The organism is Zwartia sp., assembly GCF_049655405.1.
GTDB lineage: Bacteria > Pseudomonadota > Gammaproteobacteria > Burkholderiales > Burkholderiaceae_B > Zwartia.
In genome coordinates, this window is the sequence record NZ_JBASJR010000002.1 from 1 (window position 1) to 22,792 (window position 22,792).

At 47.9% G+C, this 22,792-nt stretch carries 27 protein-coding genes; 17 read left to right on the forward strand and 10 right to left on the reverse strand.

Annotated features, from left to right (window positions below):
* Together WBJ47_RS01150 and msuE are read right to left on the reverse strand one after the other, a co-directional pair.
* Positions 1–140, reverse strand: a 140-nt coding sequence (locus WBJ47_RS01150; RefSeq protein ID WP_422243118.1) for a putative oxygenase MesX, incomplete at its 3' end; no start/stop codon positions are given.
* Between the two features lie 53 nt (positions 141–193).
* A complete protein-coding gene (gene msuE, locus WBJ47_RS01155; RefSeq protein WP_422243103.1) occupies positions 194–775 on the reverse strand; it encodes an FMN reductase in 582 nt (193 codons plus the stop codon).
* A gap of 110 nt (positions 776–885) precedes the next feature.
* Between msuE and WBJ47_RS01160 the strand changes: the two genes are divergently transcribed.
* The 11 genes from WBJ47_RS01160 to WBJ47_RS01210 all read left to right on the forward strand — a co-directional run bounded on the left by WBJ47_RS01160 (position 886) and on the right by WBJ47_RS01210 (position 7,692).
* A complete protein-coding gene (locus WBJ47_RS01160; protein WP_422243104.1) occupies positions 886–1,803 on the forward strand; it encodes a LysR family transcriptional regulator in 918 nt (305 codons plus the stop codon).
* A gap of 224 nt (positions 1,804–2,027) precedes the next feature.
* Positions 2,028–2,237 carry a hypothetical protein gene (locus WBJ47_RS01165; protein WP_422243105.1) on the forward strand — a complete coding sequence of 70 codons (210 nt, stop codon included), beginning with the start codon at positions 2,028–2,030 and terminating at the stop codon, positions 2,235–2,237.
* Positions 2,238–2,286: 49 nt separating this feature from the next.
* Positions 2,287–2,724, forward strand: coding sequence for a DUF6641 family protein (locus WBJ47_RS01170; protein WP_422243106.1), 438 nt, complete (start codon positions 2,287–2,289; stop codon positions 2,722–2,724).
* A gap of 228 nt (positions 2,725–2,952) precedes the next feature.
* Complete coding sequence (locus tag WBJ47_RS01175; protein WP_422243107.1) at positions 2,953–3,303, forward strand: hypothetical protein; 351 nt, start codon at positions 2,953–2,955, stop codon at positions 3,301–3,303.
* Positions 3,304–3,364: 61 nt separating this feature from the next.
* Positions 3,365–4,150 (forward strand): HupE/UreJ family protein, encoded by a 786-nt coding sequence (locus tag WBJ47_RS01180; RefSeq protein WP_422243108.1) that lies wholly within the window; start codon positions 3,365–3,367, stop codon positions 4,148–4,150.
* 19 nt (positions 4,151–4,169) lie between these two features.
* Positions 4,170–4,520: a DUF6488 family protein gene (locus WBJ47_RS01185; RefSeq protein ID WP_422243109.1), complete on the forward strand. Its 351-nt coding sequence runs from the start codon at positions 4,170–4,172 to the stop codon at positions 4,518–4,520.
* 50 nt (positions 4,521–4,570) lie between these two features.
* Positions 4,571–4,921 carry a DUF3147 family protein gene (locus WBJ47_RS01190; protein WP_422243110.1) on the forward strand — a complete coding sequence of 117 codons (351 nt, stop codon included), beginning with the start codon at positions 4,571–4,573 and terminating at the stop codon, positions 4,919–4,921.
* Between the two features lie 17 nt (positions 4,922–4,938).
* Positions 4,939–5,301, forward strand: coding sequence for a hypothetical protein (locus WBJ47_RS01195; protein WP_422243111.1), 363 nt, complete (start codon positions 4,939–4,941; stop codon positions 5,299–5,301).
* Between the two features lie 158 nt (positions 5,302–5,459).
* A complete protein-coding gene (locus WBJ47_RS01200) occupies positions 5,460–6,425 on the forward strand; it encodes a glycosyltransferase family 2 protein (protein ID WP_422243112.1) in 966 nt (321 codons plus the stop codon).
* A gap of 288 nt (positions 6,426–6,713) precedes the next feature.
* Complete coding sequence (locus WBJ47_RS01205; RefSeq protein ID WP_422243113.1) at positions 6,714–7,121, forward strand: hypothetical protein; 408 nt, start codon at positions 6,714–6,716, stop codon at positions 7,119–7,121.
* Between the two features lie 127 nt (positions 7,122–7,248).
* A complete protein-coding gene (locus WBJ47_RS01210) occupies positions 7,249–7,692 on the forward strand; it encodes a helix-turn-helix domain-containing protein (protein ID WP_422243114.1) in 444 nt (147 codons plus the stop codon).
* A gap of 1,086 nt (positions 7,693–8,778) precedes the next feature.
* On the opposite strand, the gene WBJ47_RS01215 is transcribed toward WBJ47_RS01210, so the two are convergent.
* A complete protein-coding gene (locus WBJ47_RS01215; RefSeq protein ID WP_422243119.1) occupies positions 8,779–9,180 on the reverse strand; it encodes an HD-GYP domain-containing protein in 402 nt (133 codons plus the stop codon).
* Positions 9,181–9,219: 39 nt separating this feature from the next.
* On the opposite strand from WBJ47_RS01215, the gene WBJ47_RS01220 reads away from it, so the two are divergent.
* Both WBJ47_RS01220 and WBJ47_RS01225 read left to right on the forward strand, forming a co-directional pair.
* Positions 9,220–10,434 carry an IS256 family transposase gene (locus WBJ47_RS01220; protein ID WP_422243120.1) on the forward strand — a complete coding sequence of 405 codons (1,215 nt, stop codon included), beginning with the start codon at positions 9,220–9,222 and terminating at the stop codon, positions 10,432–10,434.
* A gap of 94 nt (positions 10,435–10,528) precedes the next feature.
* On the forward strand, positions 10,529–10,891 hold the full coding sequence (locus tag WBJ47_RS01225; protein ID WP_422243121.1) for a response regulator: 363 nt from the start codon (positions 10,529–10,531) through the stop codon (positions 10,889–10,891).
* A 692-nt stretch (positions 10,892–11,583) separates the two neighbouring features.
* On the opposite strand, the gene bioB is transcribed toward WBJ47_RS01225, so the two are convergent.
* The 4 genes from bioB to bioA are packed head-to-tail and all read right to left on the reverse strand — an operon-like array spanning position 11,584 to position 15,821.
* Positions 11,584–12,606 (reverse strand): biotin synthase BioB, encoded by a 1,023-nt coding sequence (gene bioB, locus WBJ47_RS01230; RefSeq protein ID WP_422243115.1) that lies wholly within the window; start codon positions 12,604–12,606, stop codon positions 11,584–11,586.
* Positions 12,603–13,295, reverse strand: coding sequence for a dethiobiotin synthase (bioD, locus tag WBJ47_RS01235; protein ID WP_290199004.1), 693 nt, complete (start codon positions 13,293–13,295; stop codon positions 12,603–12,605). The genes bioB and bioD overlap by 4 nt, the downstream gene beginning before the upstream one ends.
* Positions 13,292–14,515 (reverse strand): aminotransferase class I/II-fold pyridoxal phosphate-dependent enzyme, encoded by a 1,224-nt coding sequence (locus WBJ47_RS01240; protein WP_422243116.1) that lies wholly within the window; start codon positions 14,513–14,515, stop codon positions 13,292–13,294. The genes bioD and WBJ47_RS01240 overlap by 4 nt, the downstream gene beginning before the upstream one ends.
* A complete protein-coding gene (bioA, locus tag WBJ47_RS01245; RefSeq protein WP_424585280.1) occupies positions 14,505–15,821 on the reverse strand; it encodes an adenosylmethionine--8-amino-7-oxononanoate transaminase in 1,317 nt (438 codons plus the stop codon). Before bioA ends, WBJ47_RS01240 begins: the two co-directional genes overlap by 11 nt.
* A 1,054-nt stretch (positions 15,822–16,875) precedes the next feature.
* Here bioA and WBJ47_RS01250 point away from each other — a divergent pair.
* Positions 16,876–17,691 (forward strand): P-loop NTPase fold protein, encoded by an 816-nt coding sequence (locus WBJ47_RS01250; protein ID WP_422244022.1) that lies wholly within the window; start codon positions 16,876–16,878, stop codon positions 17,689–17,691.
* 586 nt (positions 17,692–18,277) lie between these two features.
* Here the strand turns inward: WBJ47_RS01250 and WBJ47_RS01255 are convergent.
* From WBJ47_RS01255 to WBJ47_RS01265, 3 genes are read right to left on the reverse strand one after another with little or no spacing between them, the layout of a single operon-like run.
* Positions 18,278–19,144 (reverse strand): phytanoyl-CoA dioxygenase family protein, encoded by an 867-nt coding sequence (locus tag WBJ47_RS01255; RefSeq protein WP_422244023.1) that lies wholly within the window; start codon positions 19,142–19,144, stop codon positions 18,278–18,280.
* Entirely contained in the window at positions 19,144–19,959 is an 816-nt protein-coding gene (locus WBJ47_RS01260) for a phytanoyl-CoA dioxygenase family protein (protein ID WP_422244024.1), read from the reverse strand. The genes WBJ47_RS01255 and WBJ47_RS01260 overlap by 1 nt, the downstream gene beginning before the upstream one ends.
* A 51-nt stretch (positions 19,960–20,010) precedes the next feature.
* Positions 20,011–20,697 (reverse strand): GntR family transcriptional regulator, encoded by a 687-nt coding sequence (locus tag WBJ47_RS01265; protein ID WP_424585281.1) that lies wholly within the window; start codon positions 20,695–20,697, stop codon positions 20,011–20,013.
* 341 nt (positions 20,698–21,038) lie between these two features.
* Between WBJ47_RS01265 and WBJ47_RS01270 the strand changes: the two genes are divergently transcribed.
* From WBJ47_RS01270 to WBJ47_RS01280, 3 genes are all read left to right on the forward strand, one after another.
* Positions 21,039–21,350, forward strand: coding sequence for a cupin domain-containing protein (locus WBJ47_RS01270; RefSeq protein ID WP_422243235.1), 312 nt, complete (start codon positions 21,039–21,041; stop codon positions 21,348–21,350).
* Positions 21,351–21,610: 260 nt separating this feature from the next.
* Positions 21,611–21,823 (forward strand): hypothetical protein, encoded by a 213-nt coding sequence (locus tag WBJ47_RS01275; protein ID WP_422243236.1) that lies wholly within the window; start codon positions 21,611–21,613, stop codon positions 21,821–21,823.
* A gap of 183 nt (positions 21,824–22,006) precedes the next feature.
* On the forward strand, positions 22,007–22,747 hold the full coding sequence (locus WBJ47_RS01280; protein ID WP_422243237.1) for a site-specific integrase: 741 nt from the start codon (positions 22,007–22,009) through the stop codon (positions 22,745–22,747).
* Positions 22,748–22,792 lie beyond the last annotated feature (45 nt).

The following is a 22,792-nucleotide window of genomic DNA, read 5'->3' on the forward strand; positions in this document are numbered from 1 at the left end:
AATGTGTTGCGCAAATTCAGTTGCCGACTCGTGCCTCGTGCCAAATTGGCAAAATTCGTGGTGAGACGCGTACTGTCCGATGGAGAATAGTTCTCATCGAAGCAAATACTTTTCAGTTTAAAAATAATTTCTTGGTTCATTGTGATTTAATTTTTTGAATATTTAAAAGGATTAGAAAAGGCCGATTTCTGTTTCAAGCCACAGCGAATTGCTCGACCAAAGAGTGCTTGGCTTTGCGCGTCAACTCCAGCACTGGTTTTGCTCGTTGCAACGCCAGTGTGATCCTCTCGATCAGGGCGGCGTCCTGCACTCGGTAGTCGACAAAATCTTTGTCAGTCGCATAAATGCCTAATGGCAACGTGCGGGCCTGGAAGAAACTGAAAAGCGGCCGCAACTGGTGCTCGATCACCAATGCATGGCGCTCGCTGCCACCGGTAGCAGCCAACAAAATCGGCTTATCGATCAAGGCGTCCTGATGAATAAAATCGAAGAAGTGCTTGAAGAGTCCAGTGTAGGAACCGCGGTAGACCGGCGTTACGACCACTAACATATCAGCTTGCTCGACAACAGCAAGCTTGCGCTCAACTACCTCTGGCAATTGAGTTCGCCAGATCGCTCCAGCAAGCAGCGGTGCGAGTTGCCCAAGTTCAACCATATGTTCTTCGCTTGAGATTTCTTCAGCGATTAAACCCAATATGTGCTCGGCCAAGGCTACAGACTTGGAAGGGCTTTGTAGTCCACCAGAAACCGCTACTACACGAAGAGGATGTGTCATTTTCGTTACCAATCAAAGATAAAACAGAAGCAATGATTGATATGCTAGACTCCACAACTCATGAAGTAAAATGGTTATATCTCATATATCCATGAAAAATAATCATTCAAATGATCGAGCGCATTCATTTAAGAATCCTTCAACAGGTCGAGACACAAGGCTCGCTGACTGCTGCTGCGGGCATGCTGCACCTGACCCAGTCGGCTCTAAGCCACACCGTGAAGAAACTTGAGCAGCAACTGGGCACCGACATTTGGTTACGAGAAGGACGAAGTCTGCGTCTGACACAAGCCGGTCAGTATCTACTTACAGTAGCAAATCGGGTGCTACCGCTCCTGGACCTAGCCGAAGAGCACCTTGAACAGTTTGCGAAGGGCGAGCGAGGTACGCTACGCATCGGCATGGAGTGCCACCCTTGTTACCAATGGTTGCTCAAGGTGGTTTCACCCTATTTGACCGCATGGCCCGACGTGGATGTGGACGTCAAACAAAAATTCCAGTTTGGCGGGATTGGCGCACTTTTCGGTTACGAAATCGACCTGCTCGTCACCCCCGACCCACTCTATAAACCGGGTTTGAAGTTCGAACCTGTGTTCGACTACGAGCAAGTACTTGTAGTGGGCAAAGACCATGCGTTGGCTTCGGCAGCCTATGTAAAACCCCAGCAATTGAACCGAGAGGTACTCATCAGCTACCCAGTGGACATCGAACGCTTGGACATCTACAACCAATTCCTGTTGCCAGCCGGGATCACTCCGAAGCGCCACAAAGCCATCGAAACCACCGACATCATGCTGCAGATGGTGGCCAGCGGTCGCGGCGTAGCCGCTCTGCCTCGCTGGCTTGTCGAGGGATACGCAGCAAAGATGGATGTGGTTCCGGTGCGGCTGGGCGCACGCGGCATCGCCAAACAGATATTCTTAGGAGCACGCGAAGCGGACACAGTTATAGATTACGTGCGTGCTTTCATCGAACTGGCTCGCCAGCCTGAAACGGCTAAGCCCTCACTAGTTAACAATAATTACTAATTACATTAAGCCCTTGAACTACCAATCTTTTTACTTGGTCCCCACCCCACCACCACTGAAACTATAGAAACCCCTGCGTTCGCGCTGGGGTTTTTGCTTTTGTGGGCTTGTAACTGGATGTATCGGACTGAACACCACCCCAATCACATTATCTTTGATTGTTTGTTGACACCATGAGCACTAATATAAGCACACACATAGCCTCTATTTACAGCGCAAAAATCATGGCACATCTGATTTTGGCAGACATCACTGCAAGCATCTCAGAACTCAAGCGTAATCCTATCGCCACTGTTGCCTCTGGCGAAGGCTCAGCTGTAGCCATTCTTAATCGCAACGAGCCAGCTTTTTATTGCATTCCTGCCAAAAGATGTTTGTATTTGGTATTCATCGCAACACAGTACCTCAGGGTTAGTGTTGCACTTCAGTTTTGAACTCAACAAATAATGTATTGATTCCCAAACGTAGAAATAAGGAATCAAAATGAGCGCACTCGCAAACTTGAAGTTAAGCAATACAAAGCGTACAGCTGCATTAGCACCCATACAAATCCGCCGCAATAAGCTGTCAGGCAAACTTGCTGATCAAATCCAGTTGGCACTTGCCCAACAGCAGGGTGAGACATACACGACCAACCGTTTCAAAACTGTTGCCAGTGAAGATGGCAGTCGCAAGACCATTGAGATTCAGCGACGTGTACGCCCCATGTGGTGGACGAATGTAGATGGGAAGATTTGCCTAACTGTTCGCTATGGTGCAAAACAGTTGGAATTAGCCAAGGGCAAAAGCACCGTGGAAGTTGGTGCAGCAGACCATCTTGTAGGTACTTTGCAAGTGATCAAGCAAGCTGTGGAAGCTGGCGAACTTGATGCGCAAATCGAAGCTGCCAGCGGTGCACTACGCTCTGGGTTCAAACGTTGAGGTCAAGCGTCCTGTAACGGGACGCTTGACTCAGCACTTTTGCTTTGTTGGTAGAAGTCATGAGAAAAGAAGATAGTTTCCTAATCCCTATTATTTACTGGGTATTAGAAAACGGTTGACAAAATTTCCTGATGTATTGACATTAAAAAGCAAACTTAACACATGATATTTGATTTTCATAAGAAAATTCCTTTGAAAATCATGTGAGATCCATCTTATAATGACGGAATGAAGAGCTTTTTTTCAACCTTTGTTGCGATTCTTTTAAGCTGCCAACTGTCGTTGGCTACAGCTTTTGAAAGTTTCAATTATGCGTCCAACGAGGTTCATCAAGCTTTTTCTCATGATCAATCAATCGATCATCACCACCACGACGCTTTCGCAACACATTTTGATCATGGCGGTGGTGACGCAGCTCATCAGCATGTAACTGATCATTTTCAATCTTCTGCTCTGGTCCCTGATTCAGACGCACTCCCTCCCACATCAATTGTTGAGTTGTTAATAGCCTTTAACCCTCAAGAACCTCCCAGCGTCTTTTTAGACGGTCTATTACGCCCTCCTCGCAAACTAGTCTAGGCAGTCGAATTTTCGGACAACTATGTCCGATGCTTTCCTATTGACTAATTGAGGAATTTAAATGAGATACATCTCTCCCCAGCGTCTTGGGGTGCTGTTGCTCGCTCTTTTGCCGCTTATTGCTTTTGCGCACGGCATCAGCGATGAAGATAAACAGCGAATGTTGGATGGTGGTTATATCCAATACATCATGCTTGGTGCCAGTCACATGCTGACTGGGTATGACCATCTTCTTTTTTTGCTGGGCGTTGTATTTTTTCTAACTAACTTCAAGGACATTGTGAAGTTTGTCACAGTCTTTACGATTGGACACTGCATCACATTAATCTTTGCCACTTACTTCAAAATCACTTGGAATTTCTGGTTAGTTGACGCAATCATTGCCGTTAGCGTGATCTACAAGGGTTTTGACAATAACGGTGGATTCCAGCGCCATTTCAACATGTCGTCACCCAACTTAATCAAGATGGTGTTTGCTTTTGGCTTGTTGCATGGTTTTGGCTTGTCAACACGCCTTCAACAACTACCACTTGGTGATGATCCCGTTCACATGATTCTAAGAATATTGAGCTTTAACTTAGGCGTTGAATTGGGTCAGATCTTAGCACTGGCAGTCATGGTAGCTGTTCTGTCAATCTGGAGAAAAACTTCGCACTTTGGGAAGTTCAGCTACGCAGCGAACTTAGGACTCATTCTCGCTGGCATTTATTTGCTTTTTGCTCAACTTCATGGGTACCAGCACGATGTTAATGGCGAGTCATTCAGATTTCCAACTGAGGAACATCGCCATGTACACGAGGATCTGGACATTCAAAACACCACAGATAACAGTCGCAACGCCCTTTAACTACATTCTAGGAATCAATATGAAATCACTCATCAACACTATTATTTTTTCTCTTCTTACTTTTGCTCCATTCGCCTCAAACGCAGGCCCTGGTGATGGCTGTCACTTTCACGGATCAAAACCTGCCGCAGAATCCACGATTACTCAGTGTGCTGCCCAACGTAAAGATACCCTTGTGAAAGGTGGCAAGCTTGATAAAAGCTGGGCGCCAGTCAAGCATGAGTCAATAGAATACATTGACGGAAAAAAGGGTAAGGAGTGGAAGGTAACTTTCGCAAATCCAAATGCACCAGATCAAACAAAGAACAATCTTTTCATGTTCTTTAGTCCACCGGGCAATTTCATTGCGGCTAACCATACCGGTAAATAATCACCAGTAAAGTACCAGAGCAACCTAAGTTGCTCTGGCTGGAGCTAAACATGGTTTGGATTCTGACAAAGTATTTCATCACTGCAGGTTTGGTTGTTTTGATTTCTGAGGTGGCTAAACGTAGTGATAGGTTAGGCGGCTTTATTGCCGCCTTGCCTCTCGTGACATTCCTGACTCTTTTTTGGATGTTTTTTGAGAATCAAAGCCAAGAGAAAATTGCAAATCACGCTTATTACACATTCTGGTACGTGATTCCTACTTTGCCTATGTTTATTGTTTTTCCTTGGATTTTGAATAAGCTGGGTTTTTGGGGAGCAATGGGCGCCTCAGCTTTATTAACTGTCATTTGTTTTTCTTTGATGGTTATTTTGCTTAAGCCGTTTGGAATTAATTTACTCTGATCAGTAAAGATGCTCACTTGAAAAAACTGATTTCATTCGTGCTAATAGTTCTGCTTAGCTGCCAACTTGGATTGAGTGCAGTAGGCGGAGCTATGAATGATTCAATAGATCAAATCCATCAAGTTTTTTCTCATGATCGAGCGCTAGAGCACCATCATCATCAAGACCACTCAGTTCACTTTGAGATCGATACTTCAGAGTTGAGTCATCAACATCTGCAGGATAATTTTCATCCTTCAAACTTAACTGACCGTTTCCAATTGTTGGATGCAGTTCTGGTGGCAAGAACAATTAGAGATGCCAATTCGCAGATGCATCCTGATATATTTTTAGATGGTTTGTTACGTCCTCCACGAGTACTCACTTCAGTTGTAGCTTAAATGTTCGTGCTTTACAAAGCACGATTTTGATCGACTTATTTGTGGGGCTTAACAATGAATTATTTCTTAGGCTATGCGTGTGATGTATGCGCCCGATGGACGGTATCAACAGCTCTCTCGAGAGAAAGCGGTCTGATTTTGGCTCAGGAGACTTGAATATGGATGTCAAGTTACTAGTCAGCTTAGTCTGTCCTTTTTATAACGAAGAGGCAGGAGTTTTCGATTTTTATGAAAGTGTGATTCAGGAGATAGAACAGCTCAACGATTATGAATTCGAGATAGTTTGTGTTGATGACGGGAGTAAGGACGGAACGCTCGGTCATCTTGTTGCATTGAGCCTTAAAGATCACCGTTTCAAGATTATCGAGTTGTCTCGCAACTTCGGTAAAGAGGCAGCTTTGTCTGCTGGATTAGATGCAGCGATTGGGGACTTAGTGATTCCTCTTGATTCTGATCTGCAAGATCCGCCATCTCTGATTGGTAGGCTTATCCGGGCATGGGAGGATAGCGATGCAGATGTCGTTTTGGCTAAACGCTCAGACAGGAAAAGCGATAGCCTAAGCAAGAGATTGAGCGCAGCTGCATTCTACGACACGTACAATTTACTCTCTCACATCAAAATTCCAACGAATGTTGGAGACTGCCGACTCATGACGCGCGTTGTTGTGGATGCTCTGAAATTACTTCCTGAGAAGCAAAGATTCATGAAAGGTCTTTTTGCTTGGGTAGGATTCAAGTCGGTCACTATTGAATACGTTCGTCAACCGCGCTTTGCCGGCACTTCGAAGTTTTCAGGTTGGAAGCTTTGGAATTTTGCCCTAGAGGGAATCACAAGCTTCAGTACCATACCACTACGATTTTGGACATACATAGGTGTAGCGGGAGCTCTAATCACTGTCATGTATGGATTTTTCATTTTTATTCGCACATTGATTTTCGGTGTTGATGTCCCGGGCTATGCGTCTTTGTTTGTCGCGATTATGTTCTTTGGAAGCCTACAACTCATTGGTGTAGGAATTCTTGGTGAATACGTTGGACGTACATATATGGAGGCCAAACGTCGTCCAACCTATCTGATAAGAAAAACGTATCAAGACTTGCGTTTGACTGATCGCTCTGAATAACTGCGAATTAAGATTTATTGCTTAATGAAGAGACATATTATTAACTTCAAAATACTTAAAATTACTTGATGTGGCTTGTTGTTTTGTTTGCTCCAAAAGGAGTAATTAGGTGAATTTGATGCGCTAGTAGATGCTGCAAATCGAGCACTACGATCTGGTTTTATTTGTTAAAAAATCAAGCGTCCAGTAACGGGACGCTTGATTAAAATTGTGTCCTTTTGAAAGGACACAACCGATCTAGTCCGTACCTGCTGGTCTTCAGGCTTAAATACAACAAAGGGGATTGAAATGTTGATACGAGAAGTCACTAGCGCTGAAGATCAGTTGCATTTATTGAAACGAATTATCGATTCGACTTGGACAGCAATTTCATCAGAGGCTGCGGCTGAAGCTGCTGCCAAACAACAACGTGTTGCTACTACTGCTAGTAAGCCTCGTCCACGTAAAGCAATGCCACCAGCACCCAAACCCGCAGTCACTCCTAATACCGCTTCTGCATCCGATAAAAAAGCACCTGAGAGGAAGCAGACATCTAAAGCTGTGAAAAACAACGCACAGCCAGTTCAGCCCCGAGCGCAACAACAGCAACCTCGCCGTGTATTTCCCGCACCAAATAACAATAAACCTGTAGCTTTTGAGCCTCCTAAGCCAATTGCTCGTTTGGGTAAAGTGGCGGCACAGCCTATTTATAAATGATGGTATTTGAGCGTCCTGCTAAGGAGGGCATGATACAGCTGACTCGACTCTCTATAATTGACCTGAGGTGCTTCACACGTTTGAGTCAATCGATATAATGCGCAGTTCATCATATCTTGGAACTTCAATGCCAACATTTGCGAATCTATTCAAGGGCGAGGTCAGTCGTCTCGCAAAAAAGGAAGTCAAATCTGAGACCCAATCGCTAAAAAAGACGCTCGCAGCAAACCGTGGCGAAATCGTCTCTCTGAAGCGAAGGCTTGCTTATCTAGAATTGCTTGTTAAAAAAATCTCCAAGGAGTCGAGCCGCTCAAAATCAGTTCAAGTAACTGAGGACGTTTTAGGGGCTAGTTTGCGCTTTCGCGCAAAAGGCTTTGCTGCTTTACGCAAAAAGCTTGGAATCAGCGCTGCTGAAATGGGCAAGCTTCTCGAGGTCTCAGCGCAGAGCGTTTACCAATGGGAAACTGGCAAAACGAAGCCCCGCGCACGTCAGTTGGAAGCCATTTCTGCTGTGCGCAAGATGGGCAAGCGCGATGTCACAGCGAAACTGAATAACCATTCTGATCAGTAGATTGTCAGAGCCACAGTTGTATGCCTTAACGGACGACTCTATTTTCGCTTTGTTGCTCATAAAGAACTTCTTCACTTACACCTTTAATGTTTGGCTATACATTTTGACGGTGCGGTATGCTTGTTCTTGCTATGTTTTGTGTAACTAGAAGGGTCGGTATATTCCGAGCCTTGCTATTCATAATTATCATAGTAGGCACTCTCTTGCAGGGTATACAATTGCACTATACATAAGGAAATTCAAATTGAAAATAATAAGAAAGTCAGTTTTGACTATCCTTTACGTGTCATTTGTCATGGGCCTTGCAGGATGCAAGCAAGAAGGCCCAGCAGAAAAGGCGGGTAAAGAGATTGACAAGGCTGTTCAGCAAGTCAGTGGGGGTGTTAAGAATCTCGGTAACAAAGGTCAGAACTTGATAAGGTAAGACTCAGAGAGGTCCCCGATCGAAGAATTTTATTGAAATTCAAGTCGCTACTCTGAGTTTATGCCCATTGCTGCCTTTGGACGACCTATATCAGGTGTGACCGACAAGCGGCTGCGATGTGTGGGAAATATACGGCACACACAAACAGGGTCAAACCAATTCCTCTGCGCCCGCCCAATTTTTCGTTACACATTTTTGCTTGAGCAATTTCGCAAACGCTGCCACAATTTGTGCTCACAGTTTTCACGCCCTACCCCAACATCATGATTTATAAGCACAAATTGTGCGCGACATTTTGGTTGGATGATTTAACCGTTTGAAATCTATAGTCGAAACGCGGTGAGTACGGGATTGAAAATCCTTGTGTGGTTGGTTCGATTCCGCCCCGGGCCACCAAACCGCAAGGAGTCCAGATAATTTCCGGCCCTTTTTTTGCTCTCAAGACCCAGTAAATACAGGGTTCTGGGCGTTGAGCTTGCGAATGAGATCGACCGAAATAAAGCAAAAAAAGCAGATTTCATGCCGGTTTTGTCTCTTTTCTCCGATTGGCTTGCGGGTAGGCGCCGCCGCCCCTCTATATAAATCAATAAGTTACGAGTGGCGTTTTATAGTCAATTGTTTGCGATCGCCCAAAACTGACCCACCAGCTGTGCTGAAGCCGGTCAGGTTCGACCCCGTGTGTCCGTTGATATGCTGCCGCCCGCTCCCACACAGGAACACAACGCATCAAAACAATCGGGGTCCAGTGCAGTTCCTACGGTTTTTCGCATAATGTCTAGTGCCTGATCTAATGGTATTGCATTCCGGTAAGGACGTTCAGCGGTTATGGCATCAAAAATATCCGCAGTTGTGATGATGCGTGTTTCCTGCACAATGGCGTTAGCTTTTAAACCTCGCGGGTACCCGGCGCCATCAAGGCGTTCGTGGTGTGCAGCGGAAATTCTGGCCAGTTCTGCAAACCCTTTGAAACGTCCAAGTATCGACTCAGTATATTCAGCGTGTCGTCTTACTGCTTCCCATTCGGCGAGGCTGTAAATTAATTTGTGTAAGTTCTGGCGGCCTATTAACCTCTTATTTGAGGAACCGTCATGTTAGGCACACAAATGGATCGTACCAAACTTCAAGCATTGGCCAACGAACTGGCTAAAGATATTAAGACTGAGGCTGACCTAAACGCCCTGTCCCGAGAGCTTCTTAAACTAACGGTAGAGACGGCGCTCAGCGCAGAACTAACCGAACATCTTGGTTATGAGAAACATGGCGATAGTCGGCCAGCCAAGGGCAATGCCCGCAATGGCACAACGCCCAAACGGTTAAAAAGCCAACACGGGGATGTTGAGATCGAAACGCCACGCGATCGCGACGGGACGTTTGAACCACAGCTCTTACGCAAAAACCAAACCCGTCTGACACAAATGGATGATCAGATTCTCACGCTTTATGCAAAGGGACTGACAACTCGTGAGATCGTCGATGCGTTCAAAGAGATGTATGACGCTGACGTATCTGCAGCCCTGATCTCTAAGGTTACGGATCGAGTTATTGAGCAGATCACCGCCCGGCAGTCGCGCCCACTGGATGCCATTTATCCTATTGTGTATCTAGACTGTATCGTGATCAAAATACGCGATGGCATGCGAGTCATCAACAAAGCGATTTATCTGGCACTGGGCGTAAATATAGACGGTCACAAAGATCTTCTAGGACTATGGATGTCCGAGAACGAAGGAGCCAAGTTCTGGGTTTCTGTTCTGACAGAGCTAAAAAACCGTGGCGTACAAGACATATTGATTGCCTGCGTCGACGGACTCAAGGGCTTCCCAGATGCAATTGCAGTCGAGTACCCACAAACCCGCATCCAACTATGTATCGTTCATATGGTGCGCAATAGCTTGAAGTACGTATCCTGGAAAGACTATCGGGCTGTCACAGCAGATCTGAAGCGAATTTATCAATCTACAACTGAAGATCAAGCACTTAGCGAGCTTGAGCGTTTCGGCCAGACATGGGATGGCTCATACCCTCAGATCTCAAAGTCCTGGACTACGCATTGGCCGAACTTGCGAACGATCTTTGAATATCCGCCAGAAATACGTAAAGCGATCTACACCACGAATGCAGTCGAGTCGCTCAACAGCGTTATCCGCGCGGCCACGAAACGTCGTAAAGTATTCCCAACCGACGAGTCGGCAAAAAAGGTTATTTATCTTGCTATAGAACAAGCGTCAAAGAAGTGGACAATGCCGATCCAAAATTGGAAAATGGCACTGAGTAGATTTGTAATGGATTTCGGTGATCGGCTTGCCAACCACCAATGATTAACCCGCTAGCAACTTACACAGAATTATTTACAGGCTCGAGATTAATTTTCTTACACCTCAACTTACGCATCAGTTTGGCAATGGGCAACGCATTTGGGTCGTTGATGATGAACCTGCGATTGTTGGTTATCTCTACGAATTTCTAACAACTGCCGGCTATCTGGTTAGATGTTTCTCTGAACCTAACCAAGTAATAAGCGCATTTAAAACAGATATGGATAAGATTGATTTATTAGTAACAGATCAGACTATGCCGGAGATGAGTGGAATTGAACTCGCAAAACACATACATACAATAAAACCAAGTCTGCCAATTATTTTATGTAGTGGAAATGTATCAAATTACGACCCCATGGATCTTAAATCGGAGAGTATCTCATGTGTCTTTAGTAAACCGCTTGTCATTGACTCATTTCTAGCAGCGGTATCATTCCAAATTAATAAAACAATATGATACTCATTTAGTGAATACACGTGGCTGTGAGATTGCGCAATTTACAGAGATGAAGTAATTTCGATTTGGTCCGAAGTATCCTTAATTTGCACAATTTTTTCTAATCAAGACTGGTAACTTTTCCGATATTACGTATCATTCAGTCGCGTTGCCTTTCTAAACTCGCCATAAACTCTCGTTAATAATCCAACGAAAATTAGAGTTCTTTTCTCCACTCTTGTTCCAAAGCACATGCTTGAACTAATTAGAGTCACAGGTAAATAAATAAAAACGATCAACGTGCGGAAGTCCGAGGCTTAGCGTTGCTCCATTGGCTTGAGCTTCTTCCGACCACTTTCGTACAGATGCGGAGCGCATAGGGGCAAATCCGCCCAAAATGGGCGAAATAAGGAAGTGTCAAACTCAAAATGGGTGATCATTGGTCTATCCAATTTGTCCGAGAACTAAAAATGACACGAGTCTCAATGAAGGTTTTTTTAAAAATGGGGCTCGTAGCATTTTGTTTTTCTGCATCAAATGCATTTGCATTAGATGCATATGAAGCACCACCCAATACATTTCTCTCTGCTCCTTTATATGGAATCACCCATTTCAATTCCGTGCAAAACTACACTATTCCTTACGCAGTAAGCAGATGGCCGTTATAGGTGTCATGCACGCACAATCAACGGCCACAACGATTCACCGGGTGGTTAGTTGATGACTTTCAGCTTGCTACCCGTTTCGGTGGCACAGTGCATACCCAAACGGCTCAAGAGAAGGCGATCCTTCTCAGCCTGAGGATTGCTTGTAGTCAGCAACCTATCACCATAGAACATGCTGTTAGCGCCTGCCAGGAAGCAAAGGGATTGGAGGCTTTCTGGCATATCTTCCCGCCCTGCTGACAATCGAACCATGGATCGTGGCATACAGATACGCGCAACGGCGATCATGCGGACAAACTCAAATGGGTCCAATCTCTGAGTTCCTGCCAACGGGGTACCTTCTACTTGCACCAAATTATTAATAGGCACGGATTCAGGATAGGGAGCCAGGTTAGCGAGCTGGACAATCAAGCCGGCGCGTTGACGACGCGTTTCCCCCATACCGACAATGCCGCCGGTGCACACTTTGAGCCCTGCATCTCGAACACGCCCAAGGGTATCGAGTCGATCCTGATAGGTTCGGGTCGTAATAATCTGGCCATAGAACTCGGGGGAAGTGTCCAGATTATGGTTGTAGTAGTCTAGCCCAGCGTCCTTAAGTTGATCAGCCTGCACATCATCAAGCATGCCAGCGGTCAGGCAGGTCTCCAGCCCCAGTGCTTTGACTTCGCTTATCATTTCTCCAATCTGTTCGATGTGACGTTGTTTGGGAGAGCGCCATGCCGCTCCCATGCAAAAGCGCGTGGCTCCACTGGCTTTGGCCGCACGAGCCGCATCCAAAACCTCATCAAGCGGAAGTAATTTTTCGGCTTTCAGGCCAGTATCGAAATGAGCGGATTGCGGGCAATATTTGCAGTCCTCTTCACAGCCCCCTGTCTTGATGGACAGCAACGTGGAGAGCTGAATCGCATTGGGGTCAAAATTTTCTCGATGAATCTGCTGCGCACGGAAGATCAGGTCGTTGAACGGCAGCTCAAACAATGCAGCCACTTCATCAACCGTCCACGGTTTGGTGTTAAGGCGATCAGCATCAGTCGTCGATGTCAGCGTATTGATTTGATTGGTGTTCATACGATTTCCATAGCCTGACGCAAGGCGCTCAGGCTCAAATGAGCGGCAACAGCCGCAGGATTGGGATTTTGCAAGCGAGGCACCTGCCCCCAGCAAGGAGCATTTAGTTCGGTCGACAAAGCAGCCAGATTATCTTCAATATAGAGCATTGAGGGATCAACGGTATTGGCAACCCAGCCAGCCAAATTCAATCCACGTGAGTAAATGGCCTCAGCGGTCAGCAAAGCGTGATTGATGCATCCAAGGCGTACGCCCACCACAAGAATGACTGGCAAATGGAGATCTGCGGCCATGTCAGCAGTATCCCAGCCAGAGATAAGTGGCACTCGAAAACCACCAACACCTTCAACGAAACCGATGTCACAAAGATTCAGCGTCTGCTGCACGACTGCAAGCAACGCTTCGGGTTTAATGATGACCCCCTCGAGTTTGGCCGCAATGTGAGGCGCGCAAGGCGTACGCAGCTGCAAAGGCCCAACCTGTTCGTCCGTCAGCTCAAGATTGGAGGCCGCACGTAGACGTAGTACGTCCTCGTTGATCCAGCGATTGTCCACAAAATCCTGGCCCGCAGCCAGTGGTTTGATGGCTGCGCTGCGCAGTCCTATACTGGCCCCCAGATGGGTCAGACCAGCTGTGATTGCGGTCTTTCCAATTTCCGTGTCGGTTCCCGTAACGAAAAATCCCCTCATGAGCTCTCCATGTATCGCGCTGCCGCTTGCAGCGACTGCAACAGTCGGTCGATGTCACTTGCAGTATGGGTGGCACACAAAGTGATGCGTAATCGCGCTTGTCCCTCAGGAACCGTAGGCGGACGAATGCCTGGAACACGCAATCCTGCCTTTTCCAGTTCGGAGGACAAAATCATCGTGACGTCGTTTGAGCCAACGATGAGGGGTTGAACTGGCGTGGGTGAATGGGTCAAGTGCCAACCAAGATTGGCGTGACGATCCAGCAAGTTGGTCAAGCCTTCACGTAATTGGTTTTGCAATACCAATAGGTGTCTGCGGCGTTGTTGGCCAACATCTCCCTCGATGAGGTCGAGGCTTGTCAGCATCGCATGGCTGACTGCCGGCAAGGAGGCGGTTGTGAAGATGTAGGTGCGAGCCACCTGAATCAAATACTCGATGACATGCTCGTGTGCAGCCACAAAAGCTCCTGACAGACCAGCCGACTTGCCCAGAGTGCCAACCAGAATGATGCGCTCACTGGATAAGTTAAAGTGTTCAAGAGCACCTCGTCCAAGCTCACCCAGCACACCAAAGCCATGGGCATCGTCGAGAATCAGCCACGCATCATGCTTTTGAGCTAACTCTAATAACTCTGGCAAAGGACCGATATCACCGTCCATGCTGAAAATGGTGTCACTAATAATGAGTTTGACCTTCGCTGTGCTGATCATCAGAAGATTGCGCAACTCGGCTACATTGCAATGGGAGTAGCGACGAATGGGCGCTTTGGCCAAGCGCATACCATCAATCAGAGATGCGTGATTAAGTTCGTCAGAAAAGAACTCGGCCTCTGAGTCTCCCAAGGCGGTAGTCACCGCCAGATTGGCCATGTAGCCCGTACTAAAGCTCAAAACGCGAGCTCGCGGAATGTGAGGGGAAAACCAGCAGGCTAGCCTGTTTTCAAGTTGCTCATGTGCCAGCGTATGTCCGCTGATCAAATGCGAGGCTCCAGAACCACCCGCCCAAATTTGCGCACCTTCGGCCAAAGCTTCGGCAATACGTGGGTGGCATGCCAATCCCAGATAGTCGTTTGAGCAAAACATTAGCCTTTGCTGGCCGACACCATCTGCAATGCGAACATTTTGATGGGGTGATGTCGGCGATTCTGCAGCGCGCAACACTCTGGTTAAATGCTGCTCAGCTATAGCATCGAGTTTCTTTGTCAAATGCTCAAGCAGCATGATGCAGAACCTCGTTTAAGGTAACACTCACTGTATGCGCCAAAAAATCCGCCGTCGCTTGATCTATGACGTAAGGTGGCATCAGGTAGACCGTGCTACCGATCGGTCGGATCAACAACTCATGGTGTCGTGCAGCCAAATGAAAGCGCTCACTGAACCGGTCGCCAGAGTCTGTAACATCGAAAGCGAGAATCATTCCCCGCTGTCTGAAATTCTTGACTCGGGGATGATTGGAGAACGATGAAAATGCATCAGTCAATGTTGAGGCTTGTACACGATTGGCTTCTATCTGACCCGCATCAAATCGATCCAGGACCGCATTCGCTGCAGCACATGCCAGTGCATTACCTGTGTAGGAGTGCGAATGCAGGAATCCTCGGGACACGTCCTCACTCCAGAATGCACGGTAGACGGTTTCGTTAGTCAATACCAGTGACAAAGGTAATGTTCCACCGGTAATACCTTTGGAAAGAGTGACGAAATCTGGCCAGTGCTCAGTGTCAACTTGTTCCCAGGCAAAGAAGGTTCCTGTACGCCCGCAACCAACCGCAATCTCATCTGCAATCAAGTGAACGCCGAACTCACGGGTCAGCGCGCGCACCTTGCGCAAGTACTCAGGTGAGTGCATGACCATTCCGGCAGCCCCTTGAACCAGCGGCTCCACGATCACCGCAGAAATGTACTCACCACGCTCGTCGAGCAAGCTGCGCAAGGCAGAAAACGCTGCATCCTCATTGTTCAGTCGGCTATCCGGTGATTCGACGATGTGCGCACGCATCAACAGCGGATCATAGGCATCACGGAAGATGGCAACGTCGGTCACGGCAAGTGCACCGATGGTTTCGCCGTGATAACCGTTCTTAAGGCAAACAAATTCGCGCCGAAGTATTTGTCCCTGATTGCGCCAGCTATGAAAGCTTTGTTTAAGCGCTATTTCAACCGCACTCGCACCATCAGAGGCAAAGAAAGCATGTCCAAGCGCCCCACCTGTGCGGGCGCTCAGCCTCTCGGCCAGCTGGACTGCCGGCTCGTGCGTGCAGCCTGCCAACATGACATGCGGCAGCGTGTCCAGTTGGTATTTGATTGCTGCGTTGATGTCAGGTTGTGCATGACCGAACAGATTGACCCACCAAGAACTGTTGGCATCGAAATAGCGCCTTCCTTCGGTGTCAAATAACCAAGGGCCTTCGCCACGAACTATTGGAAGTGGTGGTAATTGCTGCGCACGCGCCATCTGTGTGCACGGGTGCCATACCGCATCAAGACTGCGCATGGCCAAAGACTTGTTTAGTGAAGATAAGGCCATAACACTCAGTAGGCAAGTAAGGATGGGGTAAAAACGATACCGATGGCATTCAGGCAGAGTTTTTACACTACCGAGTCGACCAAGCTGCATATGCCCTTAAAACTTCGATGTGAAGGATAAGGGCATATGTACCTTGGCGCGCAGGGTGAATGTTCGTCGCTGTACCAGAAAATACCCTCACCCCATGCTTATAGTACATGGCGAAACAGCGTCATCTGGCGAGGCATGAAATACACCGCGAGTATCAACTTTTTTAGTTATAGCCGATATTCAAAAGATCGTACTTTATTGTTGAAAGTGGTGCAGCTATACCGCTGCCCCTAAGCGTGTGCCTGGACTAATCAGAGGGAGATGCGAATAATTGAAAAACGAGGATTGTGCGGAAATCAGCGTGATAACTACCATTCGCTTTAAATCGCTCATTAGAGGCAGGTAAAGCCATGTACTATCCACGCCTGAGGAAGCGAGTTTATATATAACTTCAGCTTCCACCACCAAATACAGAAGCCCAACCGTTCTCGGTTGGGCTTCTTCTTTTGTGCCATCCCCAGTGTTCGCGGGGCTTCCGGCGATCTGCGTGTGCCAAACAGTACTTGCTACCAAGGGTACGTTCGCAGTTATATCTTATGTTCTGCCTCTCCTTCTCGAATTACTTCAGAGAACTCTGTCGATCTGGCACACGCAAAACGCCTTTATTTCCAACAACTTATACGTGTGTCGAATAGAGTGGTTTTTGATGTTAATTGCTGAGGCAAACCATTCAGAAACAAAAAACCCACCGATTAAAGGGTCGGCTGTGCAACCGTTCTTTTGCACGGGAAAAACCTCGAGCGTCTAGTCACGGGGCGGTTAACTTCCAGCCGATCTGAAATGTCTCAATTAATTACTTACTGTTCTTAATTTACTCAACCAGCATTGACGCTGAGCGCTTCACTGTAAATTTTTAATTGAATAAGTGCTGTATCGTTTGAAGCTCATGGTTGTGCCACGAGCGAGAATTTTCGCTTTTGTTCAATCTCAATTGTCCAGAATGACATCCTTTAGGGGCAAAAACATGAGCGCAGCCGTCGTCAAAACTGTTGCAAGACGTTTTTTAAATAGTGAGACACCAGAGGTACTTGCAATAAAAGGAGCTTGGGGGGTCGGCAAGACTTTTGCTTGGAATCAACTTCTCTTACAGAATAAAAATAACTGCAAGTTGCCCAGCTACTGTTATGTCTCACTCTTCGGAATCTCCTCAATCGCCGAACTCCGAACAGCAATATTTGCTAAGACTACGGCAGTCAGTTCGCTGGGAGAGCATTGGGATTCAAGAACCACTAATAAAAAGTGGGTGGACTTTGGTTTGGAGTCAATAAAGGGCTGGAGTCACCAACTTTCAAAGTTCAAGGACGTTCCGTACCTGAAAAACCTCTCTATTGGCCTTGAAGCATTAGCGCCACACCTCATTCGAAAAACGATCATTTGCTTAGATGACTTTGAACGCCTGAACACCGAGCGTATCAAGCCAGAAGAGATCCTTGGGCTCATTTCAGAACTGAAATATGAGAAGGAGTGCAAGGTTGTTCTAATTTTCAATGAAGTCGAATTGCATTCTAAAGAGACTTACCAGCGATACAGAGAAAAGGTGATCGACATCGAGCTGCTGTATGCGCCGACGGCCGAGGAAGCCTGCGAACTAGCACTACCAGAAGATTTGCCCCATCGAGAGACAATCAAGAAACACGCAGTTTCATTAAAAATTAAGAATATCCGCATCTTGAGGAAAATTGCTGAGCTTGCCAAGCTACTACACGAGGCGATCGGATCTCTACATATTGGTGTGATGGAACAAGCGTCAAATAACTGCCTGTATAACCCTGTGACTTGAGCTCGTTAAACATGGCACGTGCGGTACGCCTGTCACGCTTAGCTCGATGACTATCTGTTTTAAGCCATTGACGAATTTGCTCAAAGTATGGCTCGACAATGGTTCTCGTTGGTCGAGCCGCATATTGAGGCTCCGACATATCTGCCTGTCGCAGCCATTGCCGAATCGTATTTCTGGATAAGTTGGTAAGTCGCGTGATCTCTCGGATCGAGAGTTTGTCGCGGAAGTACATCCGCCTGATCTTAGCTAGCATGCCCACTGTGATCACTCCAAATTCTCCTGCTCAATCCCTGAGCAGGACATTCAATCACATGGGTCAATTTTGAGTGAGAACTAATGCACTAAATGGGTCAAATTCAAACGATTATCAACAGGTCTGACATCAGAACTCCTTCAAGCGGGTCATGCCTGCCATCAGAGGCGTGGCCTTCGCCGTGAGCTGCTCTTGGGAACGCCGGACGCCGTTCTCCACGGCCCGCAAAGATGCGGTGCCTTCGACCAGCAAGACGGCCCGCCCACCCTGCACGGTGCGGACCTGGTAGCTGTTGAACACCTCATTGACACTGACAGCCTGGCGGAAGAATCGCTAGTTCTTACCCGCTGTCTGCAGTGCATAAATGCCGGAGTATCCGGCTGAAAAATCTGGCGGTAACTCGATCACACCAGCTTCCACGCGTGCGTGAGTCGCTGGCTCGCCCCTGACCATCTGGTTGCGATGAGTGCTGTCTACAACTGGTGCGGTGTAGGCGAATGCGTCCGCGGCAGCGTACTGGATGATGTAGGTCGTGCGCAAGGTATCTGATCGGTTTTGACTGGAACCGTGTACCGCAAGGCCGTGGTGTGCCACCACGTCTCCGACGTCCAACTCGTTATCGACCACATTCGTGTAGTCTTCGGGGGTCATCGTGTGGTTGCAATTGAGTTTGTAGATGCCGTTTTCCCAATGGCTGCGTGGTCCACGCTTGTGGCTGCCGGGAATCGTCTGGAGACAGCCATTGATTGAGCGTGATGCGTTCAATGGCACGCTCAGAGCCACGAGATTGGTGTTGGTATGCGGAAACACCGGCCAGTCCTGATGCCAGCCGATCTCAGCGCCGCCGTGGGGCAGCTTGAAATTGATCTTGGAGTGGTAAAACTTGACTGCCCCGCCGATCAGATCTGCAGCGATGTCACCCAGAATCGAATCGAAAGCGGTTTCAACGTACACCGAATCCAGTTCGGTAGGGCTGGAAATTCGCCGAATGCGCGGATTCTGGACAGTGTGCTCAGGTTCCAGATCGTAATGTTTGGTCTTTTGCTTGAGTGAACGGCCCTCGTCGTAGAGTCGCTCTGTGGTGGCGATGAGCCTCGCTAGCAATGCGGGATCCAGTGTTTGACGAATATTGAGGTAACCGGTTTCGTGATAGTCCCTGATCTGCTCATCGCTCAGGACACGTTGATGGCGAATCTTCATCAAGCCTCCTGCACCATGTTGGTGGATGCAAGGATGTTGTCGCTTCCGACCATGAGTGGATTCGTGTTAACAGATCGCACGTAATCAGGTCGAGGGTTAGGAACATTGCGACACTGGTTCTCGACCGGGTTATAGACCACATAAATCGCCCAGCGGTTGTGTCGGGATAAGTTGTGTCCCGATGCATGCAGGATGTTGCAGTCGAAAAAAACCACTGTGCCAGGCTTGCCAACTATCGGAATCGGTTCAGGGCTTCGCGCCATGATTTCGAGCAGCTTTTCTTTTGGCGTGACATAAAACTTGTAGCCTGTGGCGTCGTTGAACTCAGGCTCCAAGCTGCCCTCCTTGTGACTGCCCGGAATGAAGTAGAGGCAGCCATTCATTTCGGTTGGCTCGTCAAGCATGATCAAGGCCGTTGTTGGACGTGGTTCAGGCATACCATCGCGCTTCCAGGTGCCGTAGTCTTGGTGCCATGCCCACACCGAACCGTCAATTGCGGTCTTCAGGTTGCATTTGGTGTGATGGATGTAGAGCCGCTGATCGCAGAGCAGGTCCTGAGCGGGCTCTAGCATCCGCGGAGAACGCGAGACGGCATGAAAAACTGGCGAAGCCGTTGGGCCGTCTGCTTCGTGAACGCGGTAAATGGTCTTGGCGATGTGGCTACCGTTCTCACGGACCAAATGATCGGTATCTATCGCTTGAACCCGTCCGAGCTCAGCTCGCATGGCAGCTACCTCAGCAGCTGAAAAGAGGTCCGCAAGGACGAGGAATCCATCACGGTTATAGGCTTCGACTTGCTGATGGGTGAGGCGCACAGGTAAACTCCTTGAACAGGAGTTCATGGTATGTGACTGGCATACCAGATGTCAAGTGCGGGTGATCAGGGTCCTGGTAGCGAAGTCAAAAAGATCGTCAATCAGGCGATCACTGGCCTCTGCAGCCTTTTCAGGCTTGCCAGAGGCGATCGCTCTTGCCAGGGCCACGTGTAGACGCAGCGTCGCGTTGGCTTGGCCATGGTGGTGGTAAAACCAGAAACGCCGCGAAGCCGAATGCAGGGCCGCCACGGCCGAAGCCGCCACCATATTGCGGGCGCTGAGTGCAGCTTGCCTGTTCATTTCGTTGTCCCATTGCAGGAAAGCCACTAGGTCGCCGGACTTCACTGCTGTCTCCATGCTCTGCGCAATGTCTGTCATCGCATCACGTTCTGACGCGTTGGCGCGGCTGGCTGCAGAACGAGCAATCAGACGGTCGAGCTCTCGTCGCGTCTCCAGAATCTGCAGTTGATGGCCTACATCTATGGCGGTCACCACAACACCACGTCGCGGGAGAATCTGAACCAGATGTTCTCGGGCGAGGCGTTGCAAGGCCTCTCGAATCGGGGTATGACCAATACCAATGCGATCGCTGAGCATGGCCTCCGACACCACGCTACCTGGCGCAAGCTCAAGGGTCACGATCATCTCTTCAATGCGCCGATAGGCTTCTTCATTGAGTGAGGCTGGTGCTTGGCCGGGTGGTGCCGATTTAGAAAGAGGGCGGGATTGACGGGTCATGCGCAACATGGTGCCACAAGTAACTTAGTCACTCAACTAGTCCATGTTGCAGCTTGGATGCCCACTGTGATCACTCCAAATTCTCCTGCTCAATCCCTGAGCAGGACATTCAATCACATGGGTCAATTTTGAGTGAGAACTAATGCACTAAATGGGTCAAATTCAAACGATTATCAACAGTATTGGCCTGATCAAGACAAAATTCGCGCCTGGAAACAGCACTCTGATCATTTAATCGCTCAAGAACTTGGAAAAAAGAACTGGTACGAGTCTTACTCTGTTCAGATTTGTGAAGTGAAACGCCAGTACAACTCAATTACTTAGTCACTAATGACCAAACGATGAAAATTATCCGAAGCAAAGAATTCATTGCTGATCGCCCATGGGGAGCTTTAGATATTGCCAGCATGAACGGCATCACCATACGCCTGCACTGGACTGATAAGCCATACAATTGGCACATCAATGACGGTGAAGAGATTTTTGCTGTGTTGGATGGTCGAGTTGAGATGAAATATCGAATCGATGGACAAGAAAAATCCACAGTTCTGGATACAGGCGATATTTTCTATGCATCCATTGGCACCGAACATGTGGCTCATCCAATAGGACAGGCTCGAATACTTGTTATAGAGTCGGCTGGTAGCGTCTAGTTACTGGACGGTTGAATCAAAACTGTCGTGTTACACGACATATCAACTCCACACTCAACACAAAATCAGGTCGACCATCTAAAAATCCGAAATTAAAATAGCGATATGAACAAAACCATATCCAACAGCTAATGTCCCGCAGACGAGATAACCTACAAAATCTCGTCCTAGTCCCCTCACCTACCCACGATCGCTCTTCCCTAGCCCGCCTCCAATACGCACAACCATCAAGTGTCCAGTTACGGGACGGTGATGTCGTTGTGTTTCGTCGTCCCGATAGTCCACTATGGCAATTCCGCTATAGCATTAAAAATGGTCGTTGGCATAGACAAAGCACTAAGAAAGCATCACTTGAACTGGCTGTTGAAGTTGCCTGTGAAGCCTATGACCTTGCCAGATTTCGCCAGAGACTGGGCTTAGCACACAATGCACACAGCTTTGCACAAATTGCTGCTGTCACACTGGAAGAATGAAGACGGCAAATAGATGCAGCCCGAGGTAAAACTGCGGCTGATAGCTATGTCAGTTGTATTGAACGCTACTTCCTGCCCTACTTCGGCGATAGGCAATTCGAACAACTAACCCATCAAGATGTTGTGGACTTTGAAGTGTGGCGTGACAGGCAAATGGCGAAGCGGCCTCGTGCATCCACGCTGATGAACTTCGCGTCGGCTTGGAATCGTCTACGCGAAACTGGAGTACGACATGGCTGGATTAGCCCTAACGCCAAGATACCCAAGCTAAAGACTATTGGAATTAAAAGTGTCACCAGACCAGCTTTTAGTAGAGCAGAGATTGACCATATACTCGCAGCAATGCCTGAATGGACTGGTCAGGGCAGACTAGCTCTTGAGAAGATCACACGCCCACTATTACGTGACTACGTGGAAATGCTGTTTTATACAGGCATGCGGCATGGCACGGAAGCACTGGGTATCCGCTGGCAGCATGTAGGTTGGCATACGGACAAGGGCGTTAAGAATTTGCGTATATGGGTTGATGGCAAAACTGGGGGGTGTTGGCTCATTGCCAAACATGCCGCTGCGGATGCGCTTAGACGATTACATGCACGGCAAAGTGATATTGCTGGCATGGACTTTGAGCAGTTATTGACCAGCAATTGCTCGCAACTGGTATTCCGTACTAGTGATCTGCATCAACCAGCACGTATAGATGGCATGTTTAAGAGATTATTGAAAGATACGGGATTATTGAGGGATGCGAATGGTCTGGTCAGGACGCTGTACTCACTAAGACATACCTACGCCACGTTGGAATTGCTGGAAAATTCGACCGACATTCACACTCTGGCACGGCAGATGGGAAATAGCGTGTTGATGATCGAACGGCATTATTCCAAATTGACTGCAACTATGGCTGCTGGGCAATTGGCTTGATTGGGTTTTGAGGGGTGGAATGTCAGGTTTTGTCCTTTTGAAAGG